The sequence below is a fragment of the Desulfurella amilsii genome (assembly GCF_002119425.1).
GTDB lineage: Bacteria > Campylobacterota_A > Desulfurellia > Desulfurellales > Desulfurellaceae > Desulfurella > Desulfurella amilsii.
In genome coordinates, this window is the sequence record NZ_MDSU01000010.1 from 22,083 (window position 1) to 41,631 (window position 19,549).

Here is a 19,549-nt window from a genome sequence, read left to right on the forward strand (position 1 = left end):
TTATTTCCTCCTTTTTTAAGTAACGCTGCCTATCTGGATTGTATTAGGTATCAGTTGGTTTGCAAATGTTGATATTACTTTTTGATAACTATCATATGAGCGTTGATTTTGTATAAGCTCTACCATTTCTTTTACAATATTAACATTTGATTGTTCCAAATAACCTTCTTTTAGCATAAAGTTTGCTGTTAATTGTGGCTGCATGTTATTTACTGGCACAAAACAATTATCGCCCACTTTTCTCAAATTTCCATAGTTGCTAAAATCTCTAATTGCGATAGTGTCTGTTTGCGCTCCATTGTCTAGAACTGCACCAGTTTGAGAAAAAGCTGTTTGAGAATCAACTTTAATAAATTTTCCATTCTTAAAATAATTTTCACCCAGCACAGGGTAATTTGTGCCTCTTTGAACCAATATTCCTTGACTATTTATACCAAATTGACCGCCTCTGGTATATTCTATACCATTTGGAGTAAGCACAGCAAAAAAGCCTCTGCCTTCGATTGCAAAATCTAGCTTATTGCCCGTTTTTTCTAGAGAGCCTTGCGTAAAATTTATGTAGTCTTTATCCATATGAACAACTGAATTTACAGCTTCATTTATAAAATTTGCCGCTAATTGTGTGTTTTGCGCAATGGGTAGTTTGGCTTCACCATAGCCATTAAATTCTGACCAGCTTTTCTGATTAATACCTTCACTTTTAAAACCAATTGTATTTGAGTTTGCTATATTATTTGCAATGTTGTTTACCCTTTGGGCTGCAATAATCATTGCACTAGCTGACGTGTAAATACCACTTAGCATCAAAGCACCTCCAAAGCTAAGTGTAGCAAAATCTGTTCTAGTTTAATAACTGATTATTTTTTATTGTTTGAACGAGATCTGGTAGCAAGAGATGATGGTTATCTACGATATCTTGAGTTATTTCCCATATTGCAATACCGCCTAAATTCATCTCAAAAGCATAGCGTATCTTATCATTAATTGATGATGAGTCGTCAAAACTGTAGTAGATCTTATTTTTTTTATTTACTAAATATGGTGTTTTTGTCATAAAATCCCAAAAATATTGATAATCTTCGTTTTTTAGAAGGGATAATATATTTCTATATGTAGTAGCAAAAGATTGATTGAATTCTTGACATGGTTCGTCAGCATTAAAAGCCCTGCCATAAAATGGTATACCAAGAAGTATTTTTTTAGAATCAATTCCTCTTGCAAGCCAGTACTCAATGCTTTTTTGTATATCGTGTGTGTTGCAAAAACCTGGTTTGAGCGGAGCATTGTAACCACTAATGTGACTCCAAGCCCCAGAATAATCATAAGACATAACGACAAAGTAGCTTACAAAATATTTTAAAAAATCAATGTCAAAATATCTGCCACTATAATTTGCATAAGGTAAATCGACGCAAATTATATAGTCATTCCCAAGGTTTTGTTTCAAAATTTGAACAAATTTGTTCAAATTTAAAGCATCAGTTGAATTTTTTGGAAATTCCCAATCTATATCAACGCCATTATACTGGTTTTTCTTAATAAAATTTATTAATTGATCAGCAAAATTTTGAAATAATTGAGGGTTGTTTAGCACACTTGATAAATAACCAGAATTGCCACCGCCGCCAACAGACAAAATAACTTTTATGTTCTTGCTTGTAGCAATATCTACAATTTCTTTATTGTTAAAACTTTTTGGTACAACAAGATTGCCATTTCTATCCGGCCATACAAAAGCATGGTATAATACATTTATACTATTATTTATTGCAATTTGAGGAGGAAATTTTGATTGTTCCCAATAAGGATAGAAACCTGCAATTAGAAAATTTGAAGGCTTATTTTGCGTTTTTATTTCTACTGCTGGCCGAAGCGTTGGAATTACAGAAACTTTTTCTTTGTAGCTACAGCCAGCAAGTAGAGTTAACGCTAAAATTAGCGTTAATAATTTCATTTTTATTTGTTTATAATAATTTTATCCTGCTTTTTTAATTCTTCAATATAACTGTCCAATGCTTGTTTTTTCTTCAAATTTGCCAAATACTGTGAAATCTCAGGTTTTACTTTACTTAATGGCAATATTTGACCTTTTGAATCCTTTAGTTTTGATTTATTTTGATTATAAAAGTCCGTTATTTCTTTATCTGTTGGTGTAAAATTTTGATTGCCAAATTTCTTTTGCAATAAAGCATTAATTAGAATATTGTCTGTTTGAGTTTTAATTTCTTGCGTAACCTGCGGGTCTTTTTCTAAATTGAGTTTTTTTGCTTCATTAAGCAAAACCCTTTCGCTAATAAGTGAATTTAAAACGTTTTCTCTCACTTGCGCGGTGTTTTTATTGTTTACAGCACCAGCAGGAAGAGATTTTATAATATTATCCACAGCCGATTGAGTAATTTCGTAACCATTAACCGTAGCTAATACTTTATCTTGAGTTTGAGCAAAAGCAGTAGCTGTTAAAAAAAACGTCACCAAAAACAAACTTGCCAAAAGCTTCATACGCCCTCCTTTAAAAAACATTAATTTTTTTAGCTATCCAATTGTAGACTACAATAGGCGGTTTTGTCAACCTTAAAATATCTGTTTAATTTTATTATTGACAAAGTCTCAATATTGTATAATCTTAGTGAGGTAAGGAGGGTTTGTATGGAAATTAAAATTGTAAAGATTGTTACGGGAGAAACAGTTATAGGTACAAAAGTGTTAGATTATTTAGAGGATGTTGCTCTTATTCAGGTAATACCATCATCTGGCAGTATCCAACTTGCAATATTGCCTTATGGTTTTCCTTTTGAGGAAAAAATTGGTGGTAAAATTTCTGTAGATAAAATTGTTTATGAATTCGAAGATGTGCCAGAAGACATAAAGAATAAATATTTAGAAGCAAAAAGTGACATTAAAATAAGCTCAACAATACCAGGATCCGACTTAGATTTTAATCTGATAAAATAGTTTTAATCAATTGTAATAACTGTCAAAAGCGTGCCATTTTCTACATCGCCAGTCGAAGCATCAAGCCACACCAAACAATTTGCCTTTGCCATTGAAAAAAAATTGCTTGTGTCTTGAGATTCGAGTGGTTCTATAAATAGACCTTTATTATTATATGTTAAGATTGCGCGATTAAAGTAGTCCTTGCCCATTCTAGAATGCATTGATTTTGTTGTTGAGGCATAATAAATAGCGTTTTTATAGTTAGTTAAGCCTGATAATTTCTTTAAAGCGGGTTTTAAAAATACCTGGGTATTTACTACCAAAGACGAAGGCCAACCCGGCATGCCAAATACTAATTTATCACCTAAATTACCAAAAATTAAAGGCTTACCCGGCTTAACTGTTGTTTCATCAAATTTTATATCAATTCCTAAAGCTTCAAAAACTTTTTTGGTAAAGTCTTTTGTGCCTTTTGATGAACCACCTGTACTAACAAGTATATCGCAGCGTGATAACGCATAACGATAAGTTTCAACCAGCTCATTGATATTATCTCTTATGTGCCCAAAATATATGCACTCGGCATTTAGCTTTTTTACAAAGCCGTTTAGATAAAAGTAATTCGTGTTGTAAACAGACCCTTTTTGAGCTGTTGCACCAGGAAAAACAACTTCATCACCTGTTGTAATAATGCCAACTATGGGTTTTTGATATACCTCAATCAAAACTTCTCCCACATATGCAAGCAGAGCCATTTTTTGCTCGTTAATAAGCTCTCCTTTTTTTATTACAATTTCACCTTTTTTGATTTCAGATCCAGCAAAAACAAAATTTCTATACTTTTCTACATTTTTGCTTAGTTTTATATAACCATCATGTTTTTCAATAAGTTCTACTTCAATAACTGAGTCGCATATTTGGGGTATATCATTGCCTGTGTTTAATCTAAAGGCGCTATTTTCATCAAACTGGTTAATATCGAATACTTCTTTTAATGGTTTGTCTTTATTTTTATAAACTATTGCATATCCATCCATTGCCGTTTTATTTAGGCAAGGGTAATCTGACTTTGCTAGAATATCAATGCAAGCTACCCTCCCCAAAGAATCGCTCAAAAAAACCGTTTGTGACGGCTTTGTTTTAGAGCAATCCAGTACAATCTCTAGCGCTTCTAAGACATTTTTCTTCATATTACTTTCCAAATGGGCATATTGGATATGTGCAGTAATCGCAAAAGTGGCATAATCCCCCTTCACTATAAAATTTTAGCTCTTTTTTATCAATATGGTCTTTAGCAAGCAGTCGTGGCAAAAAAATATCTAAGGCACTTGCTTTATAGTATAGACTACCTGCTGGCACAACGCAAATCGTGCTATTTTCAAGGTATCCAATGCTTAAATTGTTTGCTGGCTGTATTGGATTAGATTTAAATACAAATTTCACTTTGGCTTTTGATAGGGATTGTTTTGTTACATCGTCTGGATCAACACTGCTTCCGCCGCAAACAAATATCAAATCAGCTGTTTTTAATTGATTTAAAGCTTCAATAATGGCTTTTGTATCATCTGGAACTATTCTACAATCGTTAATTATGCAACCATATTTTTTTAGCTTGCCCTCAATATGACTTTTAAATAAATCTTTTCTCAAACCATAGTAAATTTCATTTCCAGTAATTATCGCATTAATTGTTTTGACGCTGTAGGCAATAACATTAAAAATTGATGTATCGAGAATTTTTTTTACTTTTTCTAATACTTTTTTCTTTGTATAAAGTGGAATAATGCGAAAAGCGGCAATGGTTTTGTTTTCATTGCATGCAAAGTTATTGTGGATGCAAGGTAGTGATAAATCACTGATAGCGTTTATTTTAAACAATTTGTTTTTATCTATCTTTAATAAGCCATCAATTGCCGAGTAAAAATTGATTTTGCCTTCGGTAGGAGACTTATCATAAAAAATATTTTCTCCTGCAATGTATGGGGCAATTTGAATAGCAAAATCATCTTCATGGATATCATTTTCATCTGGTATTAGCTTATAAATATAGCTTTTACCTATTGATTTTAAGATATCAACATCGCTTTGTCCAACTATATGGCCTTTTTTAAAGCGAGCACCCTTAAAACCCTCTTCTTTGTTAATATATGTAATGTCATGAGCTAAAGCTAATCCAACGCTTTTTTCAACAGGAACTTTTATTTTTTTCACAAGGTAAATTCTAATTAAAGCTGTTTTTTTGTCAAGCGTTTTTTTGTAAATTATATAACGGTTGCTTAAAGTTGACATTATAAAAAAATTGATATAGTATTAACTTTTATATGGAAATGCTTTATGCAAAGTGGTTATTCAATGGTAAAGAAATATTAAAAGGGTTGGGCTGTGTAAGCCACAACAATATGGTAGTTGACTTGTTACCAATTAAGCTTGCAAAAAAAACTTACCCTGAAGCAGTAGTAAAAGATTATGGAGAGGGTGTTTTATTTAGCGGTTTTGTTAATGCCCATACGCACCTTGATTTATCCAATGTAAGTATTGAGCCATACTTAGGCTTTGTAAAATGGCTAAAAACGATGATAGAAACTAAAGTTCAAGCCAACGAAACTCAAACGGATGAAGCCATAAAAAAAGCACTTGACAGCTTAATTAAAAGCGGCGTTTGCGCAGTTGCAGATATTAGCAATACGCTTAAAAGCTGTAATTATCTTAAAAAAATACCAAAAGCTATTGTTTTTTTTGAAAACTATTCTTTAAGAAAAAAACAAGCGCAAGAAAAAATAGCCTATATTGAAAATAACATTGAAAACATAAGACAAACATACAAAATGAAAATTGATGTTACAGCACATTCTGTGTATTCAACACATAGAGATTTATTGGGGTATACAATGCTAAAGAACAACCCAAAGTTTGGCAGTGATTTATTTAGCTTTCATTTTTTAGAAAGTGAATTTGAAAATCCGTTTGTTAACTCTAGAGGCGATTTATTTGAAATGCTACAAGAAAAAGGTTTAATAGACAATCAGCTTCATTTTTCAAGCGCAATCGAGTACATAAAAAGCTTGGGAGATATAAAAAAAGGCTTATTTGTTCACTGTGTTCATATTAAGCCAGATGAAATTGAATATTTAAAAAGCATAGATGCTAGTATTGTAATAGCTCCGCGCAGTAACTATTACATAAGTAAATCCTTGCCAAATTTAGAACTGTTGAAAAATAGCGGCATAAATGTTGCAATTGGCACAGATTCGCTTGCAAGCAATTGGGATCTAAATATTATTAATGAATTAAAATTTTTATACAAACACTACAGTCATATTGATCCTGCTTATTTTTTTGGGATAGCAACCACAGGGGGTTATACAGCACTCAACCTCCACATTGGTTTTAAAAAAGGTTTTTATGCTTATCCGTTCTTTATGGAAACAACTACAAACAATGCCCTTGAAGAAATTTTGCAATAAATTTAAAAATTTGTATTATGTTTAAGACACTTTGAAAAATGAGGTTAATGTATGTCAAAAGACAACTCTATAAAAAAGGTTCTTATTATAGGCTCTGGTCCGATAGTAATTGGTCAGGCATGTGAATTTGATTATTCTGGCACTCAAAGTTGTAGGGCTTTATCAAAAGAAGGGATTGAGGTTATTTTAGTTAATTCTAACCCGGCCACAATTATGACAGATCCACAACTTGCAAATAAAACCTATATCGAACCAATAAGCGTAGAGTTTATTGAAAAAATAATTGCAAAAGAAAGGCCAACGCATTTATTGCCAACATTGGGCGGTCAAACGGCTTTAAATACTGCCATGGGTCTTTATGAAGCTGGTGTGCTTGATAAATACAATGTCAAGCTCATAGGTGCAAATATAGAATCTATCAAAAAAGCTGAAGATAGAGAACTATTTAAAGAATCTATGCGCAAAATAGGCCTTAAAACGCCAAAATCCACAGTTGTTAGAAGCCTTGAAGAGGCAAATATTGCTGTAAGCGAGATTGGTTTTCCTGCAATTATTAGACCTTCTTTTACACTAGGAGGTACTGGTGCTGGTATTGCCTACAATAAAGAAGAGTTTGAATCTGTGGTAAAATGGGGTTTAGGTCAGAGTCCAATTAGAGAAATATTAGTCGAACAATCTGTAATTGGCTGGAAAGAATTCGAGTTGGAAGTAATGCGAGATAAAGCGGATAATGTTGTGATTATTTGCTCAATAGAAAATTTTGATCCAATGGGCGTTCATACTGGTGATTCAATTACAGTTGCACCAGCGCAAACCCTTACAGACAAAGAATACCAATTGTTAAGGGATGCAGGTATTGCAATAATTAGAGAAATTGGTGTAGAAACAGGTGGATCCAATATACAATTCTGTGTTAACCCACAAAACGGAGAATTTTATGTAATAGAAATGAACCCAAGAGTATCTCGCTCAAGCGCTTTGGCAAGTAAAGCTACGGGTTTCCCCATAGCTAAAATTGCAACGCTTTTAAGTATTGGTTATACTTTAGACGAAATATCCAACGACATAACAAAAAAAACCCCTGCAAGTTTTGAACCAACGCTTGACTATGTTGTTACCAAAATACCACGCTTTACATTTGAAAAATTTAATACAAAAGATGAAATTGGTATGCAAATGAAAAGCGTGGGCGAGGTTATGGCAATTGGGCGTACATTTAAAGAATCTTTACAAAAAGCCATCCGCTCCTTAGAAATGGATCATTATGGCCTTGAAGATGTAGAAGAAAATGATATATCAAAAATTATTGATAAAATTGTGCACCCAAACAGCAAGAGACTCTTTTATATTGCAAAGGCTATGAGAATGGGAATGTCTGTAGATGAAATATATAAATATTCATTTATTGACAAATGGTTTTTAGCTAATATAAAGCAAATACTGGACATGGAAAACCAAATAAAATTAATTGGTGTTAATATAGAAAATATCAGAAAAATAAAACAATATGGTTTTTCTGATAAATATCTTGCTAAACTTACAGGTAAAAAAGAAGAGGACATAAGGTCTTTTGCAAGAAACCTTAATGTTAAAAATGTTTACAAAATGGTTGATACGTGCGCTGCTGAGTTTGAATCCTACACTTCATATTTATATTCAACCTACGAACATGAAAATGAGTCAAAGAAATCTAACTCCAAAAAAGTCGTAATCTTAGGCAGTGGCCCAAATAGAATTGGTCAAGGTATAGAGTTTGATTACACATGCGTGCATGCAAGCCTCACATTAAAAGAAGAAGGTTATGAATCTATAATGATAAATTGCAACCCAGAAACTGTGTCTACCGATTATGATATTTCTGACAAACTTTATTTTGAACCTTTAACATTTGAAGATGTTATGAACGTTATAGAAAATGAAGATCCAGAAGGCGTTATTTTACAATTTGGAGGGCAAACACCACTAAAGCTTGCAAAAGATTTGCAAAAAAATAATGTTAAAATATTAGGTACAGACTCATCAAGTATAGATTTAGCTGAGGATAGAGAGTTATTTAAACAACTAATTGACCAGTTAGGCTTAAGACAGCCAAATAGTGCAACAGCTACAACAATCGAACAAGCAATAAACATAGCAAACAATATTGGCTATCCTGTGCTTGTTAGACCTTCTTATGTGTTGGGCGGAAGAGCTATGACGATAGTCTACGATCAATCGCATATGGAAAAATATTCGAAAGAAGCCATAAAGGTCTCTGGAGAGCATCCTATATTAATAGATAAGTTTTTGGAAGATGCAATAGAAATTGATGTTGATGCACTATCAGACGGTACTGATACGGTTATTTGTGGTATAATGGAACACATAGAGGCAGCTGGCGTGCACTCTGGAGATTCTGCTTGTTCTCTGCCGCCAAGAACATTGAGTAAGCAAATGATTGATGAGCTAACAAACCAAACAATAATTATATCAAAAGAATTGAATATTAAAGGTTTTATAAATATTCAATTTGCAATCAAAGATAAAAGCATCTATATTCTTGAGGTTAACCCCAGAGCATCCAGGACAATACCGTTTGTTAGCAAAGCCACAGGAATTGCTTGGCCAAAAATTGCCACAAAAGTATTGCTTGGACGAAAGCTTAAAGAGCTTAATGTTAGAGAAGTAGTTCCACAATATTATGCTGTTAAGGAAGTTGTTTTGCCATTTGCTAAGTTTCCAGATGTAGATGTTGTGTTAGGTCCAGAGATGAAATCAACGGGTGAGGTTATGGGTATAGATAAGGATTTCTCACTTGCATACTATAAAGCTTTTTATGCAAGTGGTTCGGTTTTACCCGTAAAAGGTAATGTATTTTTGTCTCTTGCTGATAAAGATAAATCCTATGTGGGTGAGATTGCCCAAAAATTGATCAATTTAGGTTTCAAAGTTTTTGCTACTCAAAGGACTTACAACATGATCAAAAATTTGCACAATGTTTTTTATGTAAAAAAAGTTAGTGAGGGCAGGCCAAATATACTTGATTTGATAATAAACGATGAAATAAACTTTGTCATCAACACGCCATCTGGTAAAGTATCTTTTAGCGACTCATTTCATATAAGGAGGTTATCGCTTTTGAAAAATATACCATACTGCACAACTGTTTGGGGAACTTTGGCAAGCATAGAAGCCATAACGGCAAAAATTAATTCACAAACTATAGATGTAAAAGCAATACAAGATTACTATAAGGAGCCTAATAATGGGTGATAAAGCTTTTTTTACGCCAAAAGGATACAATAAGCTCATTGACGAATTAGAAAGATTGCAAAAAATCGAAAGACCGAAAATTATAAAAGAAATAGAAGAAGCTCGTGCAAAGGGTGACTTGAGTGAAAATGCTGAGTATCATGCTGCAAAGGAAAAACAAGTATTCATAGAAAAGCGCATTTCTGAAATCTCAAATAAAATTAATAAAGCTTGTATAATAGACCCAAATAGTGTTTCAAAAGATAAAATAAGCTTTGGATGTAAGGTAAAATTGCTCAATACAGACACAGATGAAGAAGTTGAATACATGATTGTAGGCGAAGACGAAGCAAACCCAAATGATGGCAAAATATCCGTAAATAGCCCTATTGCGCTTGCACTTTTGAGCAAAGAGGTTGGTGATGTGGTAAGCGTTAAGGTGCCAGCAGGTATTAAAAACTTTGAGATAGAGGATATCTCTTAATCATGAAAACAATCGTTTTAAACAATGATCAAGTTGCAAAAGATACTTACTATCTACAACTGCAAGTACCCGAAGGATTTAAGTATGAACCGGGCCAATTTTTAATGCTAAAAATAAACAAGCTTAACGAACCATTGCTTAGAAGACCGTTCAGTATAGCAAAAGTAGATGAAACAATAGATATTTACTATAAAGTTATAGGTCTTGGAACAAACATTTTAAAATCGTATAAAAAGGGTGATTTAATTGATTTTACTGGTCCTTTTGGTAATGGGTTTGATTTAAGAAACAAGCGTATTGTGTTGTGTGGAGGCGGTATTGGTGTTGCGCCGCTTATTGGTTTAAAGTATTTTTTAGATTCAAAAAATATTACATCACATTGCTTTTTTGGTTTTAACTCAAAAGAAGACTGTTTTGTTGATTTTGGAGAAATTGCAACGCTGGATGGCTCTTTAGGGAAAAAGGGCAGTGTGGTTGATTTGTTGGAAGATTTAGACAATTCATTCCATGTTTATGCTTGCGGTCCAAAAGGCATGTTGAAGGCATTGTGTGAGCTTGCAGATAGAAAAGGTTTTAGTATGGATATATCGCTTGAGTCTAACATGGCTTGTGGCTTTGGTGTGTGCTTGGGATGCAGTATTAACACTATTAATGGTTACAAACAGGTTTGCAAAGATGGCCCAGCGTTTAACTATACGGAGATTATATGGTAAATTTAGAGGTAAAACTATCAAATTTAAGATTCAAAAACCCCGTATTAGTTGCCTCAGGTACATTTGGTTGGGGTATTGAGTACAATCGTTTTTTTGACATAGGCTTGCTTGGTGGCGTAATTGTTAAAGGCTTAAGTCTAAACCCAAGGCAGGGCAACCCGCCACCGCGTATTGTTGAGACACCATGTGGTATGCTAAATTCTATTGGTTTGCAAAACATAGGCTTAGAAAAATTTGTAAGTGAAGTTTTACCTCAATTTGACAGTATAAGAACAAATTTAATAGTGAATATTTATGGAAGCGAGATTGGAGAATTTGTGGAGCTTGCAGGTAGACTAAATAATTATAAGCAAATCGCCGCTTTGGAAATTAATGTATCATGCCCAAATGTAAAAGCAGGTGGTGCAGCATTTGGTAAAGATCCAGAGGTTGTTTTTGTATTAATTTCTAGTATAAAAAAAGTCTGCGATAAAACTATTATTGTTAAATTAACACCAAATGTTACAGATATTGCACTAATTGCTCAAGCAGCTCAATCTGCAAAAGCTGATGCTGTAAGCTTAATTAACACTCTAACAGGAATGATTATTGACACAAAAACAAAGAAGCCGTTTTTAGGCAATAAATTTGGTGGACTAAGCGGTCCTGCTATTTACCCTGTAGGTTTGAAGATGGTGTATGAAACCTATGAAAAGGTTAATATACCGATAATAGGTGTTGGAGGTATATACAACGCAGACGTTGCAGTTCAATATATACTGGCTGGCGCATCTATGATACAAATTGGCACAGCAAATTTTGTAGAGCCAGATATAAGTTTAAAAATAATTGAAGGAATAAGGAGGTACTTAGAAGATGAAGAAATTGATGATGTTAATAAGCTTGTTGGTCTTGCTCACAACTAGCGCATTTGGATATACGCTTAAAGATTTAGGCATATCGGTTAATAACTATCAATTTTTACATTTTAAACAAATTGCCATTAATGCAATGACAAAACAAAAAATTGAAAGAAGCGGTACATTAACGATAAAAAAAGGTCAATACATGGTTTTTGCGTATAATAATGAAACGATAAAGCTTAAAGACTCAAAAGCTTACGATACGATTGGCAATAGCACAAAAATATACCCGCTTGAAGGTTTTAATCAAGTGCTCTATAACCTGTTTTTGGGAAAAACCAACATAAATTCAATTTTCAATATAAAGAAGGTAAACGATTATTTTCTTTTGACTCCTAAAGGAAAAACCAATATAGCTCAAGTAGAGCTATACCCTAACAATCAAAAACTAAAAGAGATTAAAATTACAGACATATACGGCAATATTATTATATTTGATTTTTGATGTTGCTTTTGGCATTTGAACATCTTGGCGAAGCTAAATTATTTATAGAGCACTTTGATGCGCAAAAAAGACACAGTGTTTTTTGCGCAGATGGCATTGTAATATATGTTAATTATGGTAAAGGTGGTTTGAGTTTAGCATTAAATATAGCAAAATTGAATGAACAACTCAAACCACAACTATGTGTGCTTTTTGGTCTTGCAGGAAACCTAGCAAGCCTAAAAATAGGTGAAGTTGTAGTAGTTAATAAAGTAAAGCTTTTAGATTCTAGCTTAGACCCCATCTTAAATCCTGTTGAAATAAATTCTATAGATGGATTCAAAAATGTTGATTGTTTAAGTGTTTTAGGTAATTATGCATTCGATAAAAACTTAAGCTATCTTGCTGATTGCATTGATATGGAGGCATATTTTTTTGCAAAAGCTTTAAATGAGTTGGGTATAAATGGCTTTATAATAAAATTAATAAGCGATAATAATAACCAATTTTCAAAAGAATTTAAGTTCGACTACTCAAAAGTTGTTAAAATACTTGAGCTTTTAAAACAGATTGCAAATAACAATTTAACAGAGATATTCCTAAATACTGCCATAGCTAATGTAAATGTACTTTTTAACTTGAAAAAGCTATTTGAAAAAAAACGCTACACATTTACAATGCGTCAGAATGTTTATAAAAAAATTAAAATAAATACGGCAAAAAACATCAAAAAACCCTTTAAACTCAAATACATATTGTGCGAAAAACCGCTAAAAGGCGATTGTGATAAAAAAATAAATGACTATGTAAGTTACTTTCACAATCTAAAAGACAAATGTGCACTAATTTATGCTACAAAGAAAGGTGAATTTTTGAGAAAAACACCTGATAATTATACGCCTGCAAATACATACGGGTACTCTATTATTCAGTCTTATAACTGCATGTATGATTGTTCGTATTGTTTTTTAAAAGGCTATTTTAAAACATTTAACCCCGTTATATTTAAAAATATCAAAGATTATTTTTGCGCTATTAAAAAAACTCTTAAAAATGACAAACTAAGACCATTATACTTTTACTTAGGAACATTTTCAGACCCTGTAGCCCTTAGTATTTTTGATGCAAGTTATATAAAATTTGCAAGGTTTTTTGAAGAACTTGATGCAATTCTAGAAATTAGAACAAAATCAGTTATGATAGATAAATTATTAAAAGAAAAACCTTTTAAAAATACAATAATTGCTTTTTCTCTAACCCCTCAAAATGTTATAGATAAATTTGAACCATATACGCCAAGTCTTGTAAGACGGCTGAATGCTATAAAATTATTGGATCAAGCTGGATTTAATATAGGGATTCGCTTTGATCCTTTTTTTGTTGACAATGCAGATGATTATAAAGATTTTATTAATGCGTTAAATGAAATAAAACACCTACATTCTATTGAGATTGGACTGTTAAGATTTTCAAAAAATGAATATAAAGTCTTTTTAACCAAAAATCCCGGTATATTATCTAATTTAGTTCTTAAAGATGATATGTACATCCAATCAAGCCAAAAAAACATAAAAACGCTTGTTAACAACTTACTTTGCAATTTCAAAGATAAAATATACTACAACATGATTGTTTAAGTCTTTAAAAAATACTATTAAGCTTTATATGCTTGACATCTTTAATTAATTATTATATAAGTTAAAAAATTACATTGGAGGTTAATAATGAAAGAAGAGGATCTTAACGCACAATTGGCTGAATTAGTTAGACTTAATCCTCAAATTGAGGGTTCAGCTTTAGTTAGCTCAGATGGTTTAATGATAAGCTCCCAATTGCCTGCTAATTTCGATGAAGACAGGGTTGCTGCTATGTCTGCTGCATTGCTAACGTTAGGTGAAAGAGCTGTGGATGAATTAGAAAAAGGCGTGCCAGAGCAGGTTACCGTAAAAGGAGACAAAGGCTATATTATATTGACATCAGCTGGCAGTGAAGCAGTTTTGATTGTTCTTGCTAGATCAGATGTTAAGTTAGGATTGCTTTACTTAGATATTAAAAATACCTCAAAAAAACTCAAAGAATTAATGTATTAAGAGGTGTGTAATGAGCGATGAAGATAAAAAAGAGCGTTTAGAGAAGCTAAGTGGTGCTCATGTTTTTTGGGCATCGCTTGTTGGATCTTCTTACGATTTAGGGATAATGAACCAAGCTATTATAGTGCCTGCTATGAAAGCTACGGCGCAAAGGCTTGTATTACACCAAATGTACAAAAAATTACTCCCAAAATTTAGCATGCAAGAGAGTTTAGACATTAATATAAACAAAGCAATGGATGCCTTAAACGAGTATCTTTTGTTTGCCAATCATTATAACGTATCTGTCTCGCAAGAAGATTCCAGAATGATTGCAACGGTTACTATCAGAAAAGATTCCTGTATGTTTTGTCCAGTTGGCGTAGGCGGTGGGCCAGTTGATACAAGCGTATGTCCATATCCTCCACTTTTTTCTACATATCTAGATGTTTTGGCAAAAAATACACTTTCATTTTTAACACCAAAAATGAAAAAAGAAGAAAAAGGCTACATGAAAAAAGAGCCTGAAAGATGCATTATGAGTTTTATTTTTGAAGAAGATGAAATTTTTAAAATTACTTATGAAATTTTAAAATCGTCAGCTGAAAGGGTGCAAATTACAATAGAAAATGCTCTAAAAGATGGCAAAATAACAGAAGAAGACCTTTGGGACAGAAACTATGTACCTATAGAAAATACAAATCCACAAAAATACAAAACTAAATTTACTAATTTTATAAAAACATACATACAGCCTATTGAAGATGAAGTGCTAAGTATGAATAAAAAATTTGTCTTTGTGGTTTTGGTTGATGAAAACGGCTACTTACCAGCACATAACTCTATCTATGACAAGCCCCTTACAGGCGATTATAAAAAAGATCTTGCAGGGAACCGTTCAATGCGTATCTTTAACGACCCAACAGGGTTTGCAGCTGCAAAAAACACAGACCCTATTTTGTTTCAGATCTATCCTCGAGATTTAGGAAAAATCATGTACGATATTTCTATGCCAATAATAATAAATCAAAAACATTGGGGCGCTTTGAGAGTTGGTTTTAAAGATTAATCTTCTTCAATTAACTGCTCTAAAGCAAGCAATATAGCTTGCTTTACTTCCTCTTTATTTTTATTTGAAATTTTAATGAGAGGTATTTCTTGCGGTTTATTTGAAAGCAATGACTTTATGGTTTCATCTTCTATGCTATTTGGTAGGTCTTTTTTGGTAAGAGCAAATACAGCTGGCAGTCTTTTAATTTTCATAAATTCGCGGTAGTATTTATACATGTTTGAAACAGATTCTTCGCTGGTTATGTCACCTAGTACTATAATTGCCAGAGCATTTTTTTCCAAAATATCGTAAATAAACTTAAAGCGTTGTTGACCGGGTGTTGCATAAATGTGTATTATAATATCCTTATCTATAGTTATTATTCCAAAATCTATAGCTACAGTGGTAAAATTTTTTATTTCTTTTAATCCACTTTCTGTAACGGGCTTATCTGTAGTAATAGGATCGATTTCGCTAACACATTTTATGAATTCTGTTTTACCTGAATTAAAACTTCCTGTTACAATAATTTTGTAAATTGCCATTTCTACAAACCTCTAATTTTATCTAATATCTTATGTAAAACACCTTTTTTAATTTTTACGTCAAATTTTACATTTGCATCTTGATCCGAAGATAAATCGATTATACGCAGGATATACATAATTACAATGTTTTGCAAAACTTTTATGTCATAGTTGTAGCGTCTCATTATTTTGTCAAGGCTTATATCAGAATTATTTGTTAACCACTCTATATCTAAATTGCTACCAGGTAATAAGGAACTTTTTACAGCATATAACGGTGCTTTTACATTTATAATACCTCTATCTTTAGGTAAAAGTGCCATTAAGTGATCTTTATTCGTAATATTTTTTATACCTTCCCAAACAAAGTATTTTAAACTAATGCGAGGGGTATTTTCATTCGATATACTTGATAAATCTGATATTTCTATTATATCTTGAGAAACATAAAGGCTTGAATAATTGAATATATCGTAAAAATTATTAAAATCAGAGTGTAAGAAATTTATCTCGCTGCCTACTATAAGAATCTTTAGCAGTTTATTATCAACTAAAAAACTAATTTTTTGATTGCTTCTAATGGAATTTAAAAATTCACCCAGTCTAACTTCTTTATAATTATCAAATGTTATTTTTTCTAATGTTTTTAGTTTGTTATCAATATTTAAGATAGCTGTAAATATTTCTTTATGGAAAGATGGATATGAAATAGCTATTATATCTTTACCGTTTGGTATAATGTCTAAGTCATCTTTTAAAATGACAATAGATGGCCTAACAAAACCTGGCCCTAAATTGCTAGTATTTATTTTTTCTAAGAAAGCTTCAGCAAGTTTTACTTTTGTTGTAACACCTTTGTGGTTTCCAATAATGATAAAATTATAGTTTATTATGTCATCCTTTATTTGGCGTGGGTCATCAACCCATTCCACAGACCATCCATCAGCACTAAGCATATACTGTAAGATTTTTGCAAGCAAATCATCATCTATTACTAAATAAGCTTTTTTGGTTTTTTCTAATTCTTTTTGCATCTTATGAATGATTTTATATAACATAACCACTGAAGTCAAGAAAATTGTTAAAAAATTGATAAAAAAAATATTTGTGTTATAATAACTAAAAAAGGAGGTAAGATGAAGAAACTAACACTGGCACATAGCCCAGATTCAGATGATGCTTTTATGTTTTATGCATTAAATATCAAGGCAATAGAGACACATGGCTACGAGTTTGATCAGGTTTTAAGTGATATCCAAACATTAAATGAAAAAGCACTTAATGGTGTATATGATATTACAGCTATTTCTTTGGCAGCATACCCATTAATTGAAGACAAATACGATATACTAAAAAGCGGTGCTAGCATGGGTTTTAAATACGGTCCCATCATAGTAGCAAAAAAACAAATGTCTTTAGATGAACTTAAAAAGTCTAAAATAGCAATACCTGGAGTTTACACGAGTGCATTTTTAGAATTACAATTGCTGCTTGGTAAAGATCTAGATACTCTCGTTGTGCCATTCAACAAAGTATTTGATCATGTAATAAATGGTGATGCCCAAGCTGGCCTTATAATTCACGAGGGCCAACTTACTTTTAAAGAATCTGGGTTAGAAAATATCTTTGATTTAGGTAAATGGTGGTTTGAAAAAACAAAATTACCCCTGCCTTTGGGTGTTAATGCAATAAAAAAGTCATTAGAAGAAAAAAGTTTAATATCAGATATATTGCAAAAAAGTATTTTGTATTCTCTAGAGCATAGAAGTGAAGCAGTAAAATACGCATTGCAATTTGCAAGAGGAATGCAAGAGTCACTGGCAGATCAATTTATTGGTATGTATGTAAATAAACTTACTGTAGATATGGGGGAAAATGGCATAAAAGCATCTCAGCTTTTGTTGGATGAATCCTATTACGCAGGTTTAATTAAAAAGAAAGTTAAAATAACACTTGTATAACGCAATTATTATTGGTGGTGGCACAAGCGGTCTTGCTTGTGCCTGTTTTTGTAATAAGGATACATTAGTTTTAGATAAGCAAAGAATAGGCAAGAAGTTATCCGTAGCTGGTAATTCTCGCGTAAACCTCACAAATCTTGCAGATTTAGATGATTTTATAAAAGCTTATATTCCAAATGGGAATTTTTTAAGAGATGCCTTTGGGGTTTTTTTTAGAGAAGAGCTGATTGATTTTGTAAGCAAACTTGGTTTGAAAACACAGATTGAAAACACTAAAGTATTTTTAAGTAATTCAAATGGAGAAGAATTTGTAAAAAGGATAAAAAACTACATTATAGGTAGAAAAGCGCAAATACATGAATATGAAAGGGTAACTAAAATTGAACAAAACAAACATTTTTTTGTGCATACTACGAAAAGTATTTATGAGGCTAAAAATATTGTTATTGCAACAGGTGGCTTGAGCTACCCAAAACTAGGTGCTTGCGCAGATGGTTATAATTTTGCAAAGTCCTTTGGACATAACATCGCTCCTACACAACCTTTTGAAACACCATTTTGTATTAAAGATGATTTATTCAAAAATTTAGATGGCATATCTTTAGATAATGTTGAAATTAAATACAAAAATAAAATATTTAGTGGAAATTTATTATTTACCCATTTTGGTTTGAGTGGCCCAACTATTTTAGATTTATCATGTTACACAAAAAATGGTGATAAAATTTATATCAATTTTTTAGGAAATGATAAGGAACATTTGCTAAAAGATCTAAATGATGAAAATAAGAATTTAAAATCTATCATTAAAAAATATTTACCAAAAAGGTTCGCAGAAAATATGTCAGAAAAAATACCATTTATCAAGAAAAAAATATTAGAAGTCTCCAAAAAAGATTTGAATTTATTATTGAACTTGATATTTAATTATAAAGTTACTGTAGAATTATGTGGTTTCGAAAGAGCTTTTGTAACAAAAGGTGGAGTATCTTTGAGAGAAGTTGATCCAAAATCCTGTGCTTCAAAGCTGGTTAAGGGTTTGTATTTCTGCGGTGAAGTGTTAGATATTGCTGGTACAATTGGCGGATTTAATATACAAGCAGCATTTTCTACAGGTTATCTTGTTTCTCAAAAACTTGGAAGCCTGCCATTAAAAAACATATAAAAACCTACTGATATTAAAAATACGCTCATAATATAAGTAACTAAATTTGTCTTTAAAAAATTGAATGAGTTTACAAAGAAGCCCATAAATACAGAAGCCAAAAGAAACGGTATGCCAAGACCCAGTGAGTATATAAAAAGTAACATTGCGCCTTCTGAGAGGCTAGCAGTATTTGCTGCAATTACAAGTATTGATGATAAAATTGGACCCACGCAGGGGCTCCAGCCAAATGCGAATAAAATACCAATTACAAAAGATGTTAACAGATTAACACTTTTTATTTTTACATCAATGCGCAAAAATTTGTAAATAAAGTCGATTTTTAATATATAAAAAATTCCAAATATTATTATTAAAATACCCGAGATTTTTGCCAGCAAAATCTTATTTGTAACTATTAAAGTGCCAATGTAGCTTGCACTTGTTCCCATTAGTGTAAAAATTACGCTAAAGCCCAATACAAATGCTATAGAGTTTATAATAGCCTTTTTGTATACATTTTTGTCCTTGGAGTTTTTAAGCTCTTTTATGGTAACACCAGAAATATATGAAATATAAATTGGTATTAATGGTAAAATGCATGGACTAATAAAAGATAAAATACCACCCAAAAAGGCACTCAAA

At 32.0% G+C, this 19,549-nt stretch carries 20 protein-coding genes; 12 read left to right on the forward strand and 8 right to left on the reverse strand.

Annotation, left to right across the window (positions count from 1 at the left end):
• Nucleotides 1–15 precede the first annotated feature (15 nt).
• Genes DESAMIL20_RS02185 through DESAMIL20_RS02195 form a run of 3 tightly spaced genes read right to left on the reverse strand, consistent with a single transcriptional unit; the run spans nucleotide 16 to nucleotide 2,499 of the window.
• Complete coding sequence (locus DESAMIL20_RS02185) at nucleotides 16–804, reverse strand: flagellar hook-basal body protein (protein WP_086033175.1); 789 nt, start codon at nucleotides 802–804, stop codon at nucleotides 16–18.
• Between the two features lie 37 nt (nucleotides 805–841).
• Complete coding sequence (locus DESAMIL20_RS02190; protein ID WP_086033176.1) at nucleotides 842–1,954, reverse strand: glycoside hydrolase family 18 protein; 1,113 nt, start codon at nucleotides 1,952–1,954, stop codon at nucleotides 842–844.
• 2 nt (nucleotides 1,955–1,956) lie between these two features.
• Entirely contained in the window at nucleotides 1,957–2,499 is a 543-nt protein-coding gene (locus DESAMIL20_RS02195; protein WP_158090480.1) for a SurA N-terminal domain-containing protein, read from the reverse strand.
• A gap of 147 nt (nucleotides 2,500–2,646) precedes the next feature.
• Between DESAMIL20_RS02195 and DESAMIL20_RS02200 the strand changes: the two genes are divergently transcribed.
• Nucleotides 2,647–2,952 carry a hypothetical protein gene (locus DESAMIL20_RS02200; RefSeq protein ID WP_086033178.1) on the forward strand — a complete coding sequence of 102 codons (306 nt, stop codon included), beginning with the start codon at nucleotides 2,647–2,649 and terminating at the stop codon, nucleotides 2,950–2,952.
• Between the two features lie 2 nt (nucleotides 2,953–2,954).
• On the opposite strand, the gene DESAMIL20_RS02205 is transcribed toward DESAMIL20_RS02200, so the two are convergent.
• Nucleotides 2,955–4,124, reverse strand: coding sequence for a molybdopterin molybdotransferase MoeA (locus tag DESAMIL20_RS02205; RefSeq protein ID WP_086033179.1), 1,170 nt, complete (start codon nucleotides 4,122–4,124; stop codon nucleotides 2,955–2,957).
• Nucleotide 4,125: 1 nt separating this feature from the next.
• The gene (locus DESAMIL20_RS02210; protein WP_086033199.1) at nucleotides 4,126–5,145 is read right to left on the reverse strand and encodes a molybdopterin-binding protein; all 1,020 of its coding nucleotides are present in this window, start codon (nucleotides 5,143–5,145) and stop codon (nucleotides 4,126–4,128) included.
• Nucleotides 5,146–5,255: 110 nt separating this feature from the next.
• On the opposite strand from DESAMIL20_RS02210, the gene DESAMIL20_RS02215 reads away from it, so the two are divergent.
• The 9 genes from DESAMIL20_RS02215 to DESAMIL20_RS02255 all read left to right on the forward strand — a co-directional run bounded on the left by DESAMIL20_RS02215 (nucleotide 5,256) and on the right by DESAMIL20_RS02255 (nucleotide 15,290).
• Entirely contained in the window at nucleotides 5,256–6,398 is a 1,143-nt protein-coding gene (locus DESAMIL20_RS02215) for an amidohydrolase family protein (RefSeq protein WP_086033180.1), read from the forward strand.
• Between the two features lie 51 nt (nucleotides 6,399–6,449).
• Nucleotides 6,450–9,650 (forward strand): carbamoyl-phosphate synthase large subunit, encoded by a 3,201-nt coding sequence (carB, locus tag DESAMIL20_RS02220; RefSeq protein WP_086033181.1) that lies wholly within the window; start codon nucleotides 6,450–6,452, stop codon nucleotides 9,648–9,650.
• Nucleotides 9,643–10,113: a transcription elongation factor GreA gene (gene greA / locus DESAMIL20_RS02225; RefSeq protein WP_086033182.1), complete on the forward strand. Its 471-nt coding sequence runs from the start codon at nucleotides 9,643–9,645 to the stop codon at nucleotides 10,111–10,113. Before carB ends, greA begins: the two co-directional genes overlap by 8 nt.
• Before the next feature lie 2 nt (nucleotides 10,114–10,115).
• The gene (locus DESAMIL20_RS02230; RefSeq protein ID WP_086033183.1) at nucleotides 10,116–10,826 is read left to right on the forward strand and encodes a dihydroorotate dehydrogenase electron transfer subunit; all 711 of its coding nucleotides are present in this window, start codon (nucleotides 10,116–10,118) and stop codon (nucleotides 10,824–10,826) included.
• Nucleotides 10,820–11,731, forward strand: a complete 912-nt coding sequence (locus DESAMIL20_RS02235; protein WP_086033184.1) for a dihydroorotate dehydrogenase — start codon at nucleotides 10,820–10,822, stop codon at nucleotides 11,729–11,731. The genes DESAMIL20_RS02230 and DESAMIL20_RS02235 overlap by 7 nt, the downstream gene beginning before the upstream one ends.
• Nucleotides 11,682–12,173: a LolA family protein gene (locus DESAMIL20_RS02240; protein WP_143340222.1), complete on the forward strand. Its 492-nt coding sequence runs from the start codon at nucleotides 11,682–11,684 to the stop codon at nucleotides 12,171–12,173. The genes DESAMIL20_RS02235 and DESAMIL20_RS02240 overlap by 50 nt, the downstream gene beginning before the upstream one ends.
• Nucleotides 12,173–13,789: an SPL family radical SAM protein gene (locus DESAMIL20_RS02245; RefSeq protein WP_086033186.1), complete on the forward strand. Its 1,617-nt coding sequence runs from the start codon at nucleotides 12,173–12,175 to the stop codon at nucleotides 13,787–13,789. The genes DESAMIL20_RS02240 and DESAMIL20_RS02245 overlap by 1 nt, the downstream gene beginning before the upstream one ends.
• Before the next feature lie 87 nt (nucleotides 13,790–13,876).
• Nucleotides 13,877–14,242 carry a roadblock/LC7 domain-containing protein gene (locus DESAMIL20_RS02250; RefSeq protein ID WP_086033187.1) on the forward strand — a complete coding sequence of 122 codons (366 nt, stop codon included), beginning with the start codon at nucleotides 13,877–13,879 and terminating at the stop codon, nucleotides 14,240–14,242.
• 10 nt (nucleotides 14,243–14,252) lie between these two features.
• A complete protein-coding gene (locus DESAMIL20_RS02255; protein WP_086033188.1) occupies nucleotides 14,253–15,290 on the forward strand; it encodes a hypothetical protein in 1,038 nt (345 codons plus the stop codon).
• Here DESAMIL20_RS02255 and DESAMIL20_RS02260 read toward each other — a convergent pair.
• Nucleotides 15,287–15,817, reverse strand: coding sequence for a GTP-binding protein (locus tag DESAMIL20_RS02260; protein ID WP_086033189.1), 531 nt, complete (start codon nucleotides 15,815–15,817; stop codon nucleotides 15,287–15,289). The genes DESAMIL20_RS02255 and DESAMIL20_RS02260 overlap by 4 nt on opposite strands.
• A gap of 2 nt (nucleotides 15,818–15,819) precedes the next feature.
• Nucleotides 15,820–16,857, reverse strand: a complete 1,038-nt coding sequence (locus tag DESAMIL20_RS02265; protein WP_158090481.1) for a hypothetical protein — start codon at nucleotides 16,855–16,857, stop codon at nucleotides 15,820–15,822.
• Between the two features lie 78 nt (nucleotides 16,858–16,935).
• Here DESAMIL20_RS02265 and DESAMIL20_RS02270 point away from each other — a divergent pair, with 78 nt between their 5' ends.
• Complete coding sequence (locus DESAMIL20_RS02270; protein WP_086033191.1) at nucleotides 16,936–17,760, forward strand: menaquinone biosynthesis family protein; 825 nt, start codon at nucleotides 16,936–16,938, stop codon at nucleotides 17,758–17,760.
• A complete protein-coding gene (locus DESAMIL20_RS02275) occupies nucleotides 17,753–18,925 on the forward strand; it encodes a BaiN/RdsA family NAD(P)/FAD-dependent oxidoreductase (protein ID WP_086033192.1) in 1,173 nt (390 codons plus the stop codon). Before DESAMIL20_RS02270 ends, DESAMIL20_RS02275 begins: the two co-directional genes overlap by 8 nt.
• On the opposite strand, the gene DESAMIL20_RS02280 is transcribed toward DESAMIL20_RS02275, so the two are convergent.
• Complete coding sequence (locus DESAMIL20_RS02280; RefSeq protein WP_158090482.1) at nucleotides 18,889–19,548, reverse strand: cytochrome c biogenesis CcdA family protein; 660 nt, start codon at nucleotides 19,546–19,548, stop codon at nucleotides 18,889–18,891. The two genes, DESAMIL20_RS02275 and DESAMIL20_RS02280, sit on opposite strands and share 37 nt — an antisense overlap.
• Between the last annotated feature and the right edge of the window lies 1 nt (nucleotide 19,549).

Bases quoted from the DNA above. Each gene is read 5' to 3' on its own strand.
- DESAMIL20_RS02185 (WP_086033175.1), bottom strand. From the start codon at position 804: ATGCTAAGTGGTATTTACACGTCAGCTAGTGCAATGATTATTGCAGCC.
- DESAMIL20_RS02190 (WP_086033176.1), bottom strand. From the start codon at position 1,954: ATGAAATTATTAACGCTAATTTTAGCGTTAACTCTACTTGCTGGCTGT.
- DESAMIL20_RS02195 (WP_158090480.1), bottom strand. From the start codon at position 2,499: ATGAAGCTTTTGGCAAGTTTGTTTTTGGTGACGTTTTTTTTAACAGCT.
- DESAMIL20_RS02200 (WP_086033178.1), top strand. From the start codon at position 2,647: ATGGAAATTAAAATTGTAAAGATTGTTACGGGAGAAACAGTTATAGGT.
- DESAMIL20_RS02205 (WP_086033179.1), bottom strand. From the start codon at position 4,124: ATGAAGAAAAATGTCTTAGAAGCGCTAGAGATTGTACTGGATTGCTCT.
- DESAMIL20_RS02215 (WP_086033180.1), top strand. From the start codon at position 5,256: ATGGAAATGCTTTATGCAAAGTGGTTATTCAATGGTAAAGAAATATTA.
- carB (WP_086033181.1), top strand. From the start codon at position 6,450: ATGTCAAAAGACAACTCTATAAAAAAGGTTCTTATTATAGGCTCTGGT.
- greA (WP_086033182.1), top strand. From the start codon at position 9,643: ATGGGTGATAAAGCTTTTTTTACGCCAAAAGGATACAATAAGCTCATT.
- DESAMIL20_RS02230 (WP_086033183.1), top strand. From the start codon at position 10,116: ATGAAAACAATCGTTTTAAACAATGATCAAGTTGCAAAAGATACTTAC.
- DESAMIL20_RS02235 (WP_086033184.1), top strand. From the start codon at position 10,820: ATGGTAAATTTAGAGGTAAAACTATCAAATTTAAGATTCAAAAACCCC.
- DESAMIL20_RS02240 (WP_143340222.1), top strand. From the start codon at position 11,682: ATGAAGAAATTGATGATGTTAATAAGCTTGTTGGTCTTGCTCACAACT.
- DESAMIL20_RS02245 (WP_086033186.1), top strand. From the start codon at position 12,173: ATGTTGCTTTTGGCATTTGAACATCTTGGCGAAGCTAAATTATTTATA.
- DESAMIL20_RS02250 (WP_086033187.1), top strand. From the start codon at position 13,877: ATGAAAGAAGAGGATCTTAACGCACAATTGGCTGAATTAGTTAGACTT.
- DESAMIL20_RS02255 (WP_086033188.1), top strand. From the start codon at position 14,253: ATGAGCGATGAAGATAAAAAAGAGCGTTTAGAGAAGCTAAGTGGTGCT.
- DESAMIL20_RS02260 (WP_086033189.1), bottom strand. From the start codon at position 15,817: ATGGCAATTTACAAAATTATTGTAACAGGAAGTTTTAATTCAGGTAAA.
- DESAMIL20_RS02265 (WP_158090481.1), bottom strand. From the start codon at position 16,857: ATGTTATATAAAATCATTCATAAGATGCAAAAAGAATTAGAAAAAACC.
- DESAMIL20_RS02270 (WP_086033191.1), top strand. From the start codon at position 16,936: ATGAAGAAACTAACACTGGCACATAGCCCAGATTCAGATGATGCTTTT.